Raw genomic sequence first — 15,140 nt, 5'->3', positions numbered from 1 at the left:
TGGTTTCCGAAATCGAAAGCTGGCAGGCGGTGTTTGCCGGCAAGCAGTTCACTGTTCCCGTGTGATTGCACGATCGGTGTGCAAAGATCGCTTCTGATGCACAGTCCGTGCGCAGTTCGGCAGGCCAACCTGGCAACTCGCACAGACATTGACGGCAAGGCGCGCTATGCTGACGACCCTGATTCCGGGAGCATCCACGATGGCCGATCTTTTCGAAAACCCGCTGGGCCTTGATGGCTTTGAATTCATCGAATTCTGCGCGCCCACCAAGGGCGTGCTGGAACCGGTTTTTGCCGCCATGGGTTTCACGCAGGTCGCGCACCACCGGTCCAAGGATGTGCAGTTGTGGCGGCAGGGCGGTATCAACCTGATCGCCAACTATGAAAAGCACAGCCCGGCCTGGTTTTTCGCCGCCGAACATGGCGCATCGGCCTGCGGCATGGCGTGGCGGGTGAAGGATGCCGCCAAAGCCTATGCCGAGGCGCTTGAGCGTGGGGCGGAGCCTGTGGAAAGCCGCACTGGCCCGATGGAACTGCGGCTGCCGGGCTTTCGCGGTATCGGCGGTTCGATCATCTATCTGATCGATCGTTATGGTGATGATCTGTCGATCTATGACATTGATTTCGTGTATGAACCGGGCGTGGAACGCAACCCGCAAGGCGCCGGGCTGCAGATCATCGATCACCTCACCCACAATGTCTATGGCGGGCGCATGGCGCATTGGGCGGCGTTTTATGAGCGCATCGCCAATTTCCGCGAGATCCGCTGGTTCGACATCAAGGGCGAATATACCGGCCTGACCAGCAAGGCGATGACCGCGCCCGACGGCAAGATCCGCATCCCGCTGAACGAAGAAGGCCGGGGCGGCGGCGGCCAGATCGAGGAGTTTCTGCGCGCCTATAATGGCGAGGGCATCCAGCACATCGCCTTTGCCTGTGATGATCTGCTGGGCGTGTGGGATCGGCTGAAGGCCATCGGCACGCCGTTCATGACGCCGCCGCCGGCCACCTATTACGAAATGCTGGCCGAACGCCTGCCCGGCCACGGCGAGCCGGTGCCTGAACTGCAGCAGCGCGGCATCCTGCTGGATGGCAGCACTGATGGCTCAAAACGCCTGCTGCTGCAGATATTCTCTGAAACCATGGTCGGCCCGGTGTTCTTTGAATTCATCCAGCGCAAGGGTGACGAAGGCTTTGGCGAAGGCAATTTCAAGGCACTGTTTGAAAGCATGGAGCGCGATCAGGTACGGCGCGGTGTGTTGACCGTCGAGGAGCCGGCGCAATGAGCACGCCCACTCTGAAGCGCATTCACCATGTCGCCTATCGCTGCCGTGATGCCGCCGAAACCGTGGCCTGGTATGAAAAGACGCTGGGCATGACCTACACCACCGCCTTTGCCGAGGATCATGTGCCCTCCACCGGTGAATATGATCCCTATATGCACGTCTTCATGGATTGCGGCGGCGGCAATGTGCTGGCCTTTTTCGAGCTGCCGAACCAGCCCGAGATGGGCAAGGATCCGAACACACCGGCCTGGGTGCAGCACATCGCCTTTGAAGTGGAAAACGCAGCCGAACTGCTGGCCGCCAAGGCGCATCTGCAGGCCCAGGGCATCGATGTGCTGGGGCCAACCTGGCACGGCATCTTCAAGTCGATCTATTTCTTTGATCCCAATGGCCATCGCCTGGAACTGGCCTGCAACATCGGTACCGCCGCACAATATGCCGAGCTGAAGGCGGTAGCACCGGCGATGCTGGCCGAGTGGCGCGAAACCCGCCGCGCGCCCAAGCACGCCGCCTGGCTGCACCAGCCCCCGCCCGAGGCGTGAGTTTGCAACGGTGGCCGTGATGTTCTGAGCATTGCACCGCCGGGCATTCCGGGCCAGAGAAGCGCAGGTTTGCCGCTGGCGCCGCCGCGGGCACCCGGGGAGTAAGTCATGAAGATTGCCGTGGTTGGTTTGGGCTATGTTGGCCTCTCGAACGCCGTGTTGCTGGCGCAAAACCATGATGTGACGGCCGTTGATGTCAGCACGGCGCGGGTCGATCTGGTCAATAATCGCAAAAGCCCGATCGTCGATGCCGAGCTGGAGGCGTTCCTGGCGGAAAAGCCGCTGCGGCTGAGCGCGACCACCGATCTGGCGGCAGCCGCCCGCGATGCCGAAGTGGTGCTGGTGGCAACGCCCACCGATTATGATCCCGATACCAATCATTTCGATACGTCGTCGGTGGAAAATGTCGCCCGCGCTGCGCTGGCGGCCAATCCCGACGCCACGGTGGTGGTGAAATCGACGATCCCGGTCGGCTTCATCACCCGTCTGCGCCGCGAACTGGGCAGCGACAATGTGATTTTTTCGCCGGAATTCCTGCGCGAAGGCCGTGCCCTGCACGACAATCTGCATCCCTCGCGCATCATCGTTGGCGATTCCGGCCCGCGCGGGCGGATGTTTGCCGATCTGCTGCTGGAAGGCGCTGCCCGCCAGGATGTGCCGGTGCTGCTTACCGATCCGGCCGAAGCCGAAGCCATCAAGCTGTTTGCCAACACCTATCTCGCCATGCGCGTTGCCTTCTTCAACGAGCTGGACAGTTACGCCATGGCCGCCGGCATGGACACGCGCCAGATCATCGAAGGCATCGGCCTCGATCCGCGCATCGGCCTGCACTACAACAACCCGTCGTTTGGCTATGGCGGCTATTGCCTGCCCAAGGATACCAAGCAGTTGCTGGCCAATTACGGCGCGGTGCCGCAGAATCTGATCGCCGCCATCGTGGATGCCAACCGCACCCGCAAGGATTTCCTGGCGCAGCGCATCTTTGATCGCAAGCCGCGCACGGTGGGCGTCTATCGGCTGGTGATGAAGGCCAACAGCGACAATTTCCGCCAGTCATCGATCCAGGGCATCATGAAGCGCATCAAGGCGCGCGGCATCACGGTCATCATCTACGAACCGGCGCTGGCCGAAGATCAGTTCTTTGGATCACGGGTGGTGCGCGACCTGGGTGCGTTCAAGGCCGAGGCCGACGTGATCCTGGCCAACCGGATGAGTGACGATCTGGCCGACGTGGCCGACAAATTGTTCACCCGCGACCTGTTCGGGGCGGATTGAGTTTCGGCGAACAGGCAAGGCGACCGCCCGCCTCTACCACGCAGCGGGTGACGCCCGTGGCCTTTGCCTGTTCCTGCACAGCGGCGATCCAATCGGCATAATAGGCGACGTTGGTATACAGCGCCGGCACGCCCTTGCGGCCACAGCCGGCCCCGGTGGAAACCAGCCCGACCAGAAAGAGCTGGCGGGTGAGTGGCCCGCCGCTGTCACCCTGGCAACTATCCTGCTGCTCGCTGGTGGCAGAGCCGACGCACAGCACGCCGGGGTTGAGCGTCGCTTGATACTCCGCAACCTTGCGGCATTCGGCCTGGTCGAGCAGGATCAGTCGGCCTTCCAGCAACACCTGCGATGATCGCATTGCGGCACCGCCCACTGAACGCGTCGCGCCGGCCTTGCGTTCGGAAACATGGCCCCAGCCCGTTACCTTCAGATCATCGCCGAGACTGAGCGGGCGCGTGTTTGCGCCTGTGCGGATAAGGCGCACCGGGGCGGCGGCAGCGGCAATTTCGGGTTTGGTGGCCGCATCGTCCACCAGGTGCAGCAGCGCGATATCGTGCTGCTTGTGGCCATAACGGCGATAATCGCCGTGCACGATGATGCGATCGATCCGCTTGGGCGTGGCTGCCTTCAGATCGATATTGCCCAGCCGCACACCCAGGTTGGGCAGCTTCACCAGCGTCTCCTTGTCGGCAACGAAGCAATGGGCGGCGCTCAATGCCCATTCCTTGTTGATCAGGGCGCCGCCGCACAGATGATCGCGTTCCCAGCCCTCCATCGTGCGCAGGGCCTGCCGCTCGGGTTCGGTGGCGGCGTTGCGGATGGCGGCCTTTATCTCTTTGTCGGTCAGCGGCACCTTGAAATAGACCTGGATCTGCCAGGGCGAACTGCCCGGCGCGGCGGGTGTGCCGCGTACCACGCGGGAACCTTCGTCGTCGGCGGCAGCCGGCGTTTCGGGAGCCGGCGCGGGTTCCGGCGGCGGAGAAGGTTGGGGCTGGGCAGCAATCAGCAGGCCGGCACCGACCAGCAAAAGCAGCTTCTTCATGGTTTCACCTCCGCATTGACGATCCCGACGGACCATTGCCCGACCTGGCTCCATCCGCCGGCGCGGGCGCGATCGGTGCCCAGGCAGAAGGCGCGCGCCACCGGGCTGAGGCAGGCCTGCCCGTCGATCACGTCGGTATCATTCTGTTCCAGCACGCCGGCATTCAATGGCCTGTCGCTGGACAGCACGACAAAACGCACCCGGCCCGGCCCGTCGGGCTGCACTTCCTGGCCGGGCGGTATGCGCACGGCCTGGCCCGCATCGATGGCGGGATCGCGCGCGCCAAAGCCGGGCAGCACCTGGGTCACGCTGTATTTGTCGCCGATCGCCAGCACGGTGACATAACGCGGCGCCGTGGCCTTGTTGACGACCGAGACCATGATCGGCTTGTCCGCCTTCAGGATCGGGCCGCCGGGTGGCTGCTCCGGGCACCACTTGGGATCAAAATCATCGAGGTTGTCGACATTCTGCACGCACAGGCTCACGCCATCGCGCGGCTGCCCAGGGTCGCTTATGCGGGACAGCCAGTGTTCCACCCGCGCCACCTTTTCCAGCGCCGATGCCAGCTGCACGCCGAACTGCGGGGCCGTGGCCGCCGGCAGCCGCGCCAGCAAGCCGGCCGGGCCGCTGAGCAACATCCCGCCGCCGTCTGGCGTCAGGCGGAAGCGGCTGGCCGGATCAACCGCGACAAAGCCGAGTTTCTGCACCACCGGCAGCGCCGCCGGTTCAGCCACTGCCAGCCGCAGCACCTGGCCGCCGAATTCATGCGCGAATTCGCGCGCCACCAATCGGCCGGGCAGGCCGGGCGGCAATGCGGATTCAGGCTGCAGCATGGCGCTGCCCGCCGAAACTTCGACCACGCGTGCCTTCAGGCCCCCACCGCTGCCCAATTCGCTGCCGAGCGCAGCGCCGGTGCTGGCAAACAGGTCAAATCGCGATCCCATCGTGATGCCGACCAGGCCGCCGCCGGCCATCACAAGCTTGCCGCCATCCAGCACCACATCGAAAGTGGGCACCTTGATTTCCGGCCCACCCAGCGTGGCGCGCAGCGCGCCTTCGGCGTGGGGCAACTGGCGACCGCCGGTGGCGCGTGTCACATCTGCCACCACGCGAGCGGCAAGATCGGCGAAACTGGCTTTGGGTGTGGCGATGATGGCGCTGGCCAATGCACTGGTGAACACCCCGGCGCGCGCGCCCACGGCGCCCACTTCCTTGGCATCCTGGCCATCGCCGGCCGCACCCAGGTGGACGCGATAGGCGCCCAGGTTGCCATATTGCAGCGGGCTTTTGATCGGCACCAGGCCGCTCACACGCAGATCGGGTGCGGTGCGGGTGCCGCTGTTGCCGTCGCGGCTGGCCGTGCCGCTGTTGCAGCTGTCGAACCAGGTGACGATATTCACCCCGCGCGAGGTGGCCGCATCGATGAAGCGTCGCACTTCGTGATCAAGGATATCGGCCCCGGCCACGGCGCCGGGCCGGCGGGCATCATGCGCCATCAACGTGCTGTTGTAACGGCTGGCCTGATCCAGCGTGGCATCATCCAGGAATCGCGAACCATGGCCAGCGAAATAGAGCAGCAGCGTATCGCCCACCTGCGCGGCATCCAGCGCCCGTGTCCAGGCGTCGTTGATATTGGCCTTGGTGGCGCAGCTGTTGATCAGCGTCTCCACCAATGGGCTTTGGGTTCGGCAATTGGCATCGTCGGGCATGGCACCCACATTCAGGCCCTGGGATTGCGCCAGCGCGTCGCGGATCCGGCGCGTATCGCCGACCGCGCCCGACAGATCGTCAAAGCCGGCATTGGCGACCGAGCTGCGGCTGTTTTCATATTTGTCGATGCCCACGAACACGGCGTGCACGGCGGCCTGCGCGCTGGTGCCAAGCAGCAGGGCGCTGCCGGCCAAGGCCCATCTGATCGTCATGGATTTGGTCTCCCCCGAAGCACCACCGGTGATGGTGCGCTATTGAAATCGAACAGGCTGGGTTCCTGCGACTGGCGCTTTGCGGCTGCGGGCGCGCGCATGACCAGCCTTACGCCGCGCGCCAGGTTGATGCTGCCGCCGCGCCGCACTTCCGCTTCCAGCGATGGCAGTCGCTGCGCGGCATAGCGCAGCCATTCATCAAGCTGGATCTGGCCATTGGCATTGAGATCGGCCGGTCCGCCTTGGTCTGTCAGTCCCTCGCCCAGCGCCGCTGTCAGAAATCCTTGCTGCAAGCTGGCATTTTCCAGCGCCACATCATCAGCCTGGGTGGCGGCGAGGATCCGCAGCCCCTTGTCGAACGCCAATTGGCCCAGGCTGGCATCGCCCATCGGGCCGGGCTTGAAATCCGGCGTGTTCACCGCTGCGCCGGAATGGCAGGCATCGATGATGAAGGCGATTTCGGCGGCCTTCATGAAGCCCAGCTGGATGGTGAGATCTTCTGCCGTGATCACGGATCGGGTTTCCGGCGCGGCCGCAGTGGCCGGCCAGCGCGCAGTGGACGGCAACAGCGCAAACTGCCCCGAAGCGGTGGCAAAGCCGTGGCCGGAAAAGCTGATGATGATGATATCATCCGGCGTGGTTTCAGCGAGACTGCGCACCTTGTGCACATCCTCCAGCCGGATCATCTGATCCATTTCCGGCGGAAAGCCCGCCAGGTAACTGAGCACGCCCAGCACATCGGCGCGCGTCACCTGCCGCGCCGGCCGCCCATCGGCGGCGGCGGCGCTGGTCAGGCTGATGTGCCGCATTTCATAGCCGGGGATGGCGGCAAGGCGATCCGCAATCACCCGCGCATCGGCCACGGCAAAATTCAGATCGAGCAGCCGGGGTTCGACATAGTCATCCACCCCGATTGTCAGCACCCAGGCCCGGCGTGGCCGTTTTGGCGTGGATGTGCCCGGCGGGGTCCAGTTCCGCCGCGTGGTGTCGCTCTTCACGCGGTCGCTGTTGAAGGCATAGGCGGCAAATTCCATCGGCTTGCCATTGTGGTGCGTTGGCACTGACACCTGGAATTCGCTGGACCACAAGCCGGCGGCATTCACGCCTTCCATCTGGTTCAGTTCCCGCCATTCAGTCAGCGTCGGGCTGGGCTGTTGCTGGAAATGCGGCGGTTGCTGATCGATCTGGCGGTTGTCCAGCAACAGCTTGACGTTGAACAGGCCCGATCGCCGGCCGCTTTGCGCGTCGCGGGTTTCCCGCGCCTCCACCCGCACCACCACTTGCCCCGGCGTATCGGCGGGCCTGACATCGGTGATGCGCACCTGCGGCAGCAGCCGGTTCAGCCCGGCCACCGGCGGCGCCGGCGGCAGCACACGCGCGCAATTGCCCGCAGCAGTGCAGTCCATCAACTTGCTGATCAGTTGGGGTTCGTAATAGTCGCGCATCAGGGTCTGCGGGGGCAGCGACTGGAACGGTTCATCTGGCATGAACCAGCGGAAGCTTTCCGATTCCGGGCCGAGATTGGTGTCGTAGCGGCCATCGCCGGCCGCCACCACATATCGTTGATCGGGCAGCAGCGCGATGGTCATCAGCACTTGGCCGGTGCGCGAGTTCCACAGGCGCAGGCCATCGGTCGTGCTGGCGGCCCAGAACACCGGGCGGCCCTGCATGAACCCGATCGCAGCGGCACCGGGAAACGCAATCGGCGCCAGTGAAGTGCCCGTGGCCAGGTCCACTACCTCGATGCGATCTTCCAGCGCTCCGCCTACCAGCAGGCGGCTGCCCTGGGCGGCAAAGCGGCCCGGCATCGCCGAGATGACCGGCAGTCTGCGCCCCACCGCCTTGCCATCGGCGCCTGGCGGCAAGCTGGTATCCCATTCCAGCATGGTGCCGCTGGCGGCCACCCACAGCAGCCTGCCATCGGGGGCAAAGCCGATGCGCGTCGGATCGACGCTGGCCGGCAGATCAAGCGACTGCAACACCGAACCCGTGCCGGCATCAGCGACGGCAATCAGTTGCCGCCCGTCTTGCATCCTGATCACGGCTGCCAGCCGGTCCCCGCCTGGGCTGGCGGCAAGCAGCCGCACCGCCTTGCCTTCCGTCAGAGCCAGACCGGGCAAGGGCTGCCACACCCCGTTTACCAGCCGCGCCACAGCCCGATCAGCGCCGGCATCGCGGTGGCAATTGGCAAGGCCCGCACCCAGCAGGCCGCCATCGGGCAGCGGGACCATGAAGCAACGGGCCGGCAGCCGCGTCACTTCGCGGCCGGCATCGGCATCATACAGCACCACTGGCGCAGTCTTGGCTGCTTCCTGCGGCAGCACATAGAAGCGGCTGGAGCTGATCCAGCGCACGGCATCATAGCGACCGGCCAGCCGCAGCGACGCGAGGAAGCGGCCCTGGGTGAGGTCAAACGTCTCGATCTGTGTGCGGTTGGCAGAATCGGGCAGGGGGCTGGCGGCGCTGGGTGCATCAAACACCGTGGTCACCATCGCCAGCCGCCGCTCGTCGGCAGACAGATCGGCATCATCGATGCTGGCCAGTGGCCGCCATGTCGATCGCACGCCCTTCAGCTGGCCAGCGGCGTCGTTCATCACAAAGCCCGGGCCCAGGCGGTGCAGTTGCCAACGACCATCCGGGGATCGGGGCAGCGCCGGCAGCAGCCGTTCGGCCTCGGCCCGGGGCATCTCTGCGCCGCCGCCGTCGCCTTTGCTGTGGGCCACGGCCATCGCCTGCAGCCGGCGCTGCATCATGCCGAGCCAATCGGTGCCGGGCGCCAGCGGCGCCAGCGGGCGGGCGGTGATCTGGCGCGCCTGTCGGGTGCGCACATCCACCGCATAGGCCCGCGGCGCCCGCAGATCAGCGCTGCCGGGATCGAGCACGACGCCTTCGATGTGCAGCGTGCGGCCATCGGGCAGCAATGCCATGCTGTTCAGGTTCATCACTTCGGCTATGGTGCCCGCCTGCGATGGCAGGCGCACCCGATCGACGATCACGCCGGCGGCCACATCCCACAGCAGCAATTCACGGCGCAGGCCCGATGCTGTGAACACGAAGCGGCTGTCAGCTGTCCACGCGGCGACATCAAAGCCGCCTTGGCCCAGCGCCTGCACGATGATGCGCGGCGTGATCACGGGGGGTATGCCGGGCGGTGCTTGCGCTGCCGCTGCAGACGCTGCCGCCAACAGGATCATCGCTGCTCGCTTCATGGCCGTTTCTTCAGCACCACTGGCGAATCTTCGGTGCTGAAATCGAACAGGCTGGGTTCCTGCACGCGCGGCGGGGCGGTGGGGGTGCGCATCACCAGCCGCACGCCGCGCGCCGCTGCCGCGCCGACGCCGCGCCGCATTTCCTCGTTCAGGGACGGCAGGCGTTCCACGGCATAGCGCAGCCATTCATCCAGCCCGACCGCGCCATCTTCATTCTCGTCGGCGCGCAAATTGCCGGTGCCGGGATCGAGGCCATCGCTCAGGGCCGCGGTCAACAGGCCCTGGCGCAGGTTGGCGCTTTCATAGGCAACGTCATTGGGTTGGGTGGCAGCCAGGATGCGGATCAACTTGTCGAAGGCGAGTTGGCCCAGGCCGGCGTCGCCCATCGGGCCGGGTTTGAAATCCGGTGTGTCGACCGCGGCGCCCGAATGGCAGGCATCGATGATGAAGGCGATATCCTGCGCATTGATGTAGCGCAGCCACAAGGTGAGATCATCGGCCGTCACCGTGGTTTCAAGGGTGGGCCCGTCGGCGCTCAGCGGCCAGCTGGCATCGGAGGGCAGCAGCGCGAAATTACCGCTCTTGTCGGCAAAGCCATGGCCGGAAAAGCTGATGATGACGACATCATCGGGCGAGGCTGCATCAAGTTGGGCAACATCATGGCCGGCCGCGGTCAGCGTTTCGCGGGCCTTTTCCACTTCCAATCCACCCAGCAACGACAATGCCAGCTGGATGTGATCGCTGGTCACGGTGCGCCCCCCGCCACCTGGCAGGGCCGTGGTCGTCAGGTTGGCGCGGCGCAGCTCGTAACCGGGGATGGCGGCCAGGCGTTCACCGATCAGCCGGGCATCGGCCACGGCAAAATCCAGGTTCAGCCGTCGTTCGGCATAGGCATCCACCCCGATGGTCAGCACGAAGGCCCGGCGCGGGCGCGGTTTCTGGCGGGGCGGCTTCCACGTGAAAAGCGCGCTTTCGCTCTTCACCCGGTCCTCGTTGAAGGCATAGGCGGAAAATTCGATTTCCTTGTTGTTGCTCGGGATGCTCACCCGCAGGCGATAATCATAGTGGCCATTGTCGGTCTTGGTGCGGTTGACCGTGCGCCATTGTTCCAGCGTGCGCGGCGTTTCGGCGTCGGGATCGTCGGGGTCGCGCGCCACCTCGCGATCATTCATCAGCAGCTTGAGGCCATAAAGCCCGGAACTGCGACCAGTCCTGGGGTTTCTGGTTTCGTCGATCTTCAGGCTGACCCAGGCCTCGCCAGCGGTATCGGGGTCCATCTCGACCTCGGTGATGGTCACCACCGGCTGCACGCGGTTCAGCCCGGCGATTGATGGCAGCGGCTTCAACACCTGGCCGCAGTTGCCGGCCGTGGCGCAATCCACCAGCTTGCGGTGCAGGCGCGGCGTGAAATAATCGCGCATGAAAGTTTGGGGGCTCAGGCTCTGGAACGGTTCGTCGGGCACGAACCAACGGAAACTATCATCATCGGCATCAAGATTGGTGTCGTACCGGCCATCCAGCGACGAGGTGACATAACCACGATCAGGCAGCAGCGACGTGGTGAGCAGCACCTGCCCGGTGCGGCTGTTCCACAGCGTGATGTCGCCGCCGTGCGACACCGCCCAGCGGATCGGCCGATCGGCCAGAGTGCCGCCCGCCAGCGCGCCCATGAATTCGATGGGTGGCAGCGCTGTACCGCTGGCCAGATCGATGGTGAAAATCCGATCGTCGATCGGCCCCATCACCTGCAATTGGCCGCGTGCCTCTACCAGGGCGGCAGGTGCAGTCACGCCCACCGTGAATTCCCGCACGACCGGTGAACCGTCGGGCTTGTCGGGGGCTGCCGGGGTCCATTCCAGTACCAGGCCGCCGCCGGACAGCCACAATTTCTGCCCGTCGTTTGACCATGTCGCCTGCCAGAACAGGCCTTCCTTGTCGTCGTGGGTGGTCGTGTAGATGGCGGCACCCGTGGCTGGATCAACGACGGCAATTTCGTGCGTGCCGTCTTCCAGCCGGGTCACCACCGCCAGATGTTTGTCGCGCCGGCTCGCGGCGATCAGCCTGATATGGGCGCCTTTGGGCATTTCATGGCCGGCCAGCTTCACCCAGCGGCCGCCTTCAAGCCGTTGCAGCGCGCGATCATTGGGCACGCCGGACCGGCAGTTGGCGAGGCCGGCGCCGATCAATGTGCCATCTGCAAGATTGGTGACGAAGCACCGCCCCGGCGCGCGTTCCAGGATTTCCTGGCTGGCCACATCGATCCTGATCACATCGGACGGCACACCCTTGGCCGCATCATCCAGCGGATCGTCGCTCTCATCAAAGGGCAGGGCAGCCAGTTCCCCGTCGTTCAACCAGCGCAGCCGATCATAGGTGCCGGGCAGCGTGATCCGATCGCCAATATCGCCATCAACCAGATCAAGAAAATCAATGTTGATCAGGGGTTTGCCCTTGTCATCCTCGTCCGGGTGAAGCAGCGCCAGAGAGTGACCATCGGGTGCCAATGCGGCATTGCTGATGTCCTGGAAATCGTCGCTGGTTTCCAGTTCACGGGTCTGGCCATCGCGGCCCAGCAGGCCAATGCCGGACGCGGTCCGCACGATCTGGAACTTGCCGTCTGGCGAGGCTGGCAGCGCCGGCAGCACGGCATTGGCCTCCTCCTCCGTCAAGGCGTCGCTGCTATCGTAGATCGACTCCAGCGCGACCATCCAACTTTGGGTCCAGGTGCCGAAATCCATGCCATCGGGCAGGGGCGGCAAATTCGGACGGGTGGGCGCGATGGTGGCGCGCCGGGTGACGACATCCACCAGATAGGTGCGGCCGCCCTGCGCGTTGGGCGCGGTGCTATCAAGGATCTCGGCGTCAAGGCGCAGCGTGCGGCCATCGGGCAACAACGTCATCGCCCGCATCTTCATCAGATCGGCTTCGTTGCGGGCCTGCAATGGCAGCTGGCGTCGATCGATGATGTTGCCGGTCGCCACGTCCCACACCATCAACTCGCGGCTGCTGCCGAGCGCGGTGAAGATATAGCGACCATCGGCCGACCAGGCGGCGGTCTCGATGCCGCTGCGAACCGCCTGAACGATAACGCGCGGCGTCAATTGTCCGGCCGGACCCGGCACTTGCGCCAAGCCAGGTGCAGCCAAACCGCAAGCCAGTGCAGCCAACCCCATCAGGTGGCGCAACCGCATCATCATTCTCCCCCGAAAACACCCGATTGTTGCGCGCCGCCAGTGGTCAAGTCAATGAAGGCCGCGCCTTGGGCCAATTCACCCCCACCAAGGGGTTGCTGGCAGGCCTGCGCTTTGCAACTGTAGGCGGCAAGGCGAAGCTGGCAGGAGTGAAAATGACGATCGCAGTAGCAGCGCCGGCTGAGGCAGAGGCCTTTCTGGCGGCCCATCCCGATACGCAGTTTGTCGATATCATCTTCACCGGCCTGTCGGGCACGGCGCGCGGCAAGCGCATCCGGGTGCATGAACTGGCGGCGTTGTATGGCGCAGGGCGGCCGCTGCCGGTGTCGATCCTGGTCGCCGATGTAACAGGGCAGGATTGTTTCGATACCGGGCTGGTGTGGGAAAATGGCGACAGCGATCGTTTTGCGCGGCCGGCGCCCGGCACGCTGGTGCCCACTGGGCCGGGGCGGGCTGCGGTCATCACCTCGCTGTTCGAAGCCGATGGAATTGTGTGCGAGATTGACTGCCGGGCGGCGCTGGCGCGGGTGGTGGCGCGGTTGACGGCCGATGGTTTCACCCCGGTGGTGGCTTGTGAACTGGAATTCACTCTCGTCGATCGCAACCGTGCCGATGGCCAGCCGCCGCAGCCGGCACGGATGGGCGGCGCGCGGCCGGCCACGCACGGCACTTATGGGCTGGAGGAACTGGATGATGCCGGGCCGTTCCTCGCCGATCTGTGGGCCGCTGCCGATCCGGCCGGCCTGCCGCTGGAAACCGCGATTTCCGAATATGCGCCGGGGCAGATGGAATTGACCCTGAAATACCGTGCCGATCCGCTGCGCGTGGCGGATGATGTGGTGCTGTATAAACGATTGGTGAAGCAGGTGGCGCGCCGCCACGATATGCTGGCGACGTTCATGGCGAAGCCGTTTGCCGATGCCGCGGGCAATGGCCTGCACCTGCATGTGTCGATAAATGATGCCGCCGGCGCCAATATCTTCGCCAGCCCGGCAGGCAGTCCCAATGCGCCGCTGCTGCATGCCATCGGCGGGCTGAAGGCGGCGCTGGCCGAAAGCTTTGCAATCTTTGCGCCCAACGCCAACAGTTATCGCCGGTTTCGGGCCGGCAGCTTTGCCCCGGTCGCCGCCAGCTGGGGCATGGACAATCGCACCACCAGCTTTCGCATCACCGCCGGGCCGGATGCCGCCCGCCACATCGAACATCGCATCGCCGGTGCCGACGCCAATCCCTATCTGGCGCTCGCCGCGCTGCTGGCCGGCGTGCATCACGGCCTGACACACAAGATCGATCCCGGTCCGCCGGTGATCGGCGATGGCTATGCGGCGGCTGCAGCCGATCCCGCTGCTGCTGCCCTGCCGGGCGACTGGTTTGCCGCCGTGCGGGCGCTGGAAGCTGGCACCATCCTGCCGGCCTATTTCGGCAAGGCCACACTGGCCATGTTCGCCAGCGTCAAGCGCACCGAGCAGGAACGCTACATGGCGGTGGTGCCTGCGCTCGATTACGACTGGGTGTTGGCAAATGCCTGATCTGTCGCGCCGCCATTTCGGGGGGCTGGCAGCGGCGCTGGTGCTGGATGGCTGTTCGCGCGCCGTTCCCAAGGGGACCAATGGCGAGGAGCAGCGGCTGAATTTCTACAATTGGGACACCTATACCGGCGAGACGACGCTGGCCGATTTTCGCAATGCCACCGGCGTTGACGTGCGCATGACCCATTATGCCAACAACGATGAGTTGTTCGCGCGGCTGCGGGCCGGCAATCCGGGTTTCGATGTGATCGTGCCGTCGAACGAGTTCGTCACCCGGCTGCAGATTTCAGGCATCCTCAGCCCGCTCGATCACGCGCGCATTCCCAACCGGGCCAATCTCGCCCCGGAGTTTGTGGATGTGCCCTATGATCCGGGGCGGCGCTGGTCGATGCCCTATACCTGGCTGGCGCTGGGCATCGGTTACCGCAAATCGCGCGTTCATGGCGTGCCCGACAGCTGGAAATGGGTGCTGGATTCAGACCGCTATTCCGGCCGCATCGGCCTGCTGGCAGAAGGTGACGATCTGATCCGGTTGGGGGCAAAATATCTTGGCCATTCGGTCAACGCCGTCACACCGGCGATCATGGAGCAGGTGACGCAGATGCTCATCGCCCAGAAACGCCATGTGAAACTGTTCCACCATGACGAAGGCCAGGATCTGCTGGCCAGCGGCGAAATTGATCTGGTGGTGGAGTATAATGGCGATATCGCCCAGGTGATGGCCGAGGATGATGATCTGGGTTTCGTCATCCCGCGCGAAGGCACGCTGATCAATTCGGATTGCCTGTGCGTGCCCGCCGGTGCGCCCCGGCCCGACAATGCCCATCGCTTCATCAATTATCTGCTGGATGCGCAGGTGGGCGCCGATATCGCCAGCACCATCCGTTTCCCCACGCCCAACGCGGCGGCACTGGCGCTGATGCCGGCGGAATATCGCACCAACCAGGTGATCTTCCCCACCGGTGCGGGGCTGGCGAACAGCGAATATGGCCGCTTCCAGAACATTGGCTACATCCGCGCCGTGGAAGAGGCGATCACCCGGGTGATGGCGGCATGATGCTGCAACGGCCTGCCCAAGCGCGACAGGTTTTTGCCGCCCTGAGCCTGCCGCCGGTGGTGTGGCTGTTTGCGCTGTTCCTGGCGCC

At 64.8% G+C, this 15,140-nt stretch carries 9 protein-coding genes; 5 read left to right on the top strand and 4 right to left on the bottom strand.

Annotated features, from left to right (window positions below):
• Positions 1-199 precede the first annotated feature (199 nt).
• The 3 genes from hppD to RMO81_RS07445 all read left to right on the top strand — a co-directional run bounded on the left by hppD (position 200) and on the right by RMO81_RS07445 (position 3,102).
• Positions 200-1,285 (top strand): 4-hydroxyphenylpyruvate dioxygenase, encoded by a 1,086-nt coding sequence (gene hppD, locus RMO81_RS07455; RefSeq protein WP_310475186.1) that lies wholly within the window; start codon positions 200-202, stop codon positions 1,283-1,285.
• Positions 1,282-1,827, top strand: a complete 546-nt coding sequence (locus RMO81_RS07450; protein WP_310475184.1) for a VOC family protein — start codon at positions 1,282-1,284, stop codon at positions 1,825-1,827. The genes hppD and RMO81_RS07450 overlap by 4 nt, the downstream gene beginning before the upstream one ends.
• A gap of 108 nt (positions 1,828-1,935) precedes the next feature.
• Positions 1,936-3,102: a nucleotide sugar dehydrogenase gene (locus tag RMO81_RS07445; RefSeq protein WP_310475182.1), complete on the top strand. Its 1,167-nt coding sequence runs from the start codon at positions 1,936-1,938 to the stop codon at positions 3,100-3,102.
• On the opposite strand, the gene RMO81_RS07440 is transcribed toward RMO81_RS07445, so the two are convergent.
• Genes RMO81_RS07440 through RMO81_RS07425 form a run of 4 tightly spaced genes read right to left on the bottom strand, consistent with a single transcriptional unit; the run spans position 3,074 to position 12,472 of the window.
• Positions 3,074-4,144 carry a serine protease gene (locus tag RMO81_RS07440; protein ID WP_310475179.1) on the bottom strand — a complete coding sequence of 357 codons (1,071 nt, stop codon included), beginning with the start codon at positions 4,142-4,144 and terminating at the stop codon, positions 3,074-3,076. The two genes, RMO81_RS07445 and RMO81_RS07440, sit on opposite strands and share 29 nt — an antisense overlap.
• Complete coding sequence (locus tag RMO81_RS07435) at positions 4,141-6,066, bottom strand: caspase family protein (RefSeq protein ID WP_310475177.1); 1,926 nt, start codon at positions 6,064-6,066, stop codon at positions 4,141-4,143. The genes RMO81_RS07440 and RMO81_RS07435 overlap by 4 nt, the downstream gene beginning before the upstream one ends.
• On the bottom strand, positions 6,063-9,275 hold the full coding sequence (locus RMO81_RS07430) for a caspase family protein (RefSeq protein ID WP_310475175.1): 3,213 nt from the start codon (positions 9,273-9,275) through the stop codon (positions 6,063-6,065). Before RMO81_RS07430 ends, RMO81_RS07435 begins: the two co-directional genes overlap by 4 nt.
• Positions 9,272-12,472, bottom strand: coding sequence for a caspase family protein (locus tag RMO81_RS07425; RefSeq protein ID WP_310475173.1), 3,201 nt, complete (start codon positions 12,470-12,472; stop codon positions 9,272-9,274). The genes RMO81_RS07430 and RMO81_RS07425 overlap by 4 nt, the downstream gene beginning before the upstream one ends.
• Positions 12,473-12,621: 149 nt before the next feature.
• Between RMO81_RS07425 and RMO81_RS07420 the strand changes: the two genes are divergently transcribed.
• Both RMO81_RS07420 and RMO81_RS07415 read left to right on the top strand, forming a co-directional pair.
• Positions 12,622-13,995, top strand: a complete 1,374-nt coding sequence (locus tag RMO81_RS07420; RefSeq protein WP_310475172.1) for a glutamine synthetase family protein — start codon at positions 12,622-12,624, stop codon at positions 13,993-13,995.
• Positions 13,988-15,052, top strand: coding sequence for a spermidine/putrescine ABC transporter substrate-binding protein (locus RMO81_RS07415; RefSeq protein ID WP_310475171.1), 1,065 nt, complete (start codon positions 13,988-13,990; stop codon positions 15,050-15,052). Before RMO81_RS07420 ends, RMO81_RS07415 begins: the two co-directional genes overlap by 8 nt.
• Positions 15,053-15,140: the final 88 nt, after the last annotated feature.

Source organism: Sandarakinorhabdus sp. (assembly GCF_031422795.1).
Lineage (GTDB): Bacteria > Pseudomonadota > Alphaproteobacteria > Sphingomonadales > Sphingomonadaceae > Sandarakinorhabdus.
Note: the sequence above shows the minus strand (reverse complement) of the source record. Positions and strands in the feature narration are given on the sequence as shown.

Excerpts from the sequence above, each read along its gene's own strand:
- hppD (WP_310475186.1), top strand. The coding sequence starts at position 200 with ATGGCCGATCTTTTCGAAAACCCGCTGGGCCTTGATGGCTTTGAATTC.
- RMO81_RS07450 (WP_310475184.1), top strand. The coding sequence starts at position 1,282 with ATGAGCACGCCCACTCTGAAGCGCATTCACCATGTCGCCTATCGCTGC.
- RMO81_RS07445 (WP_310475182.1), top strand. The coding sequence starts at position 1,936 with ATGAAGATTGCCGTGGTTGGTTTGGGCTATGTTGGCCTCTCGAACGCC.
- RMO81_RS07440 (WP_310475179.1), bottom strand. The coding sequence starts at position 4,144 with ATGAAGAAGCTGCTTTTGCTGGTCGGTGCCGGCCTGCTGATTGCTGCC.
- RMO81_RS07435 (WP_310475177.1), bottom strand. The coding sequence starts at position 6,066 with ATGACGATCAGATGGGCCTTGGCCGGCAGCGCCCTGCTGCTTGGCACC.
- RMO81_RS07430 (WP_310475175.1), bottom strand. The coding sequence starts at position 9,275 with ATGAAGCGAGCAGCGATGATCCTGTTGGCGGCAGCGTCTGCAGCGGCA.
- RMO81_RS07425 (WP_310475173.1), bottom strand. The coding sequence starts at position 12,472 with ATGATGATGCGGTTGCGCCACCTGATGGGGTTGGCTGCACTGGCTTGC.
- RMO81_RS07420 (WP_310475172.1), top strand. The coding sequence starts at position 12,622 with ATGACGATCGCAGTAGCAGCGCCGGCTGAGGCAGAGGCCTTTCTGGCG.
- RMO81_RS07415 (WP_310475171.1), top strand. The coding sequence starts at position 13,988 with ATGCCTGATCTGTCGCGCCGCCATTTCGGGGGGCTGGCAGCGGCGCTG.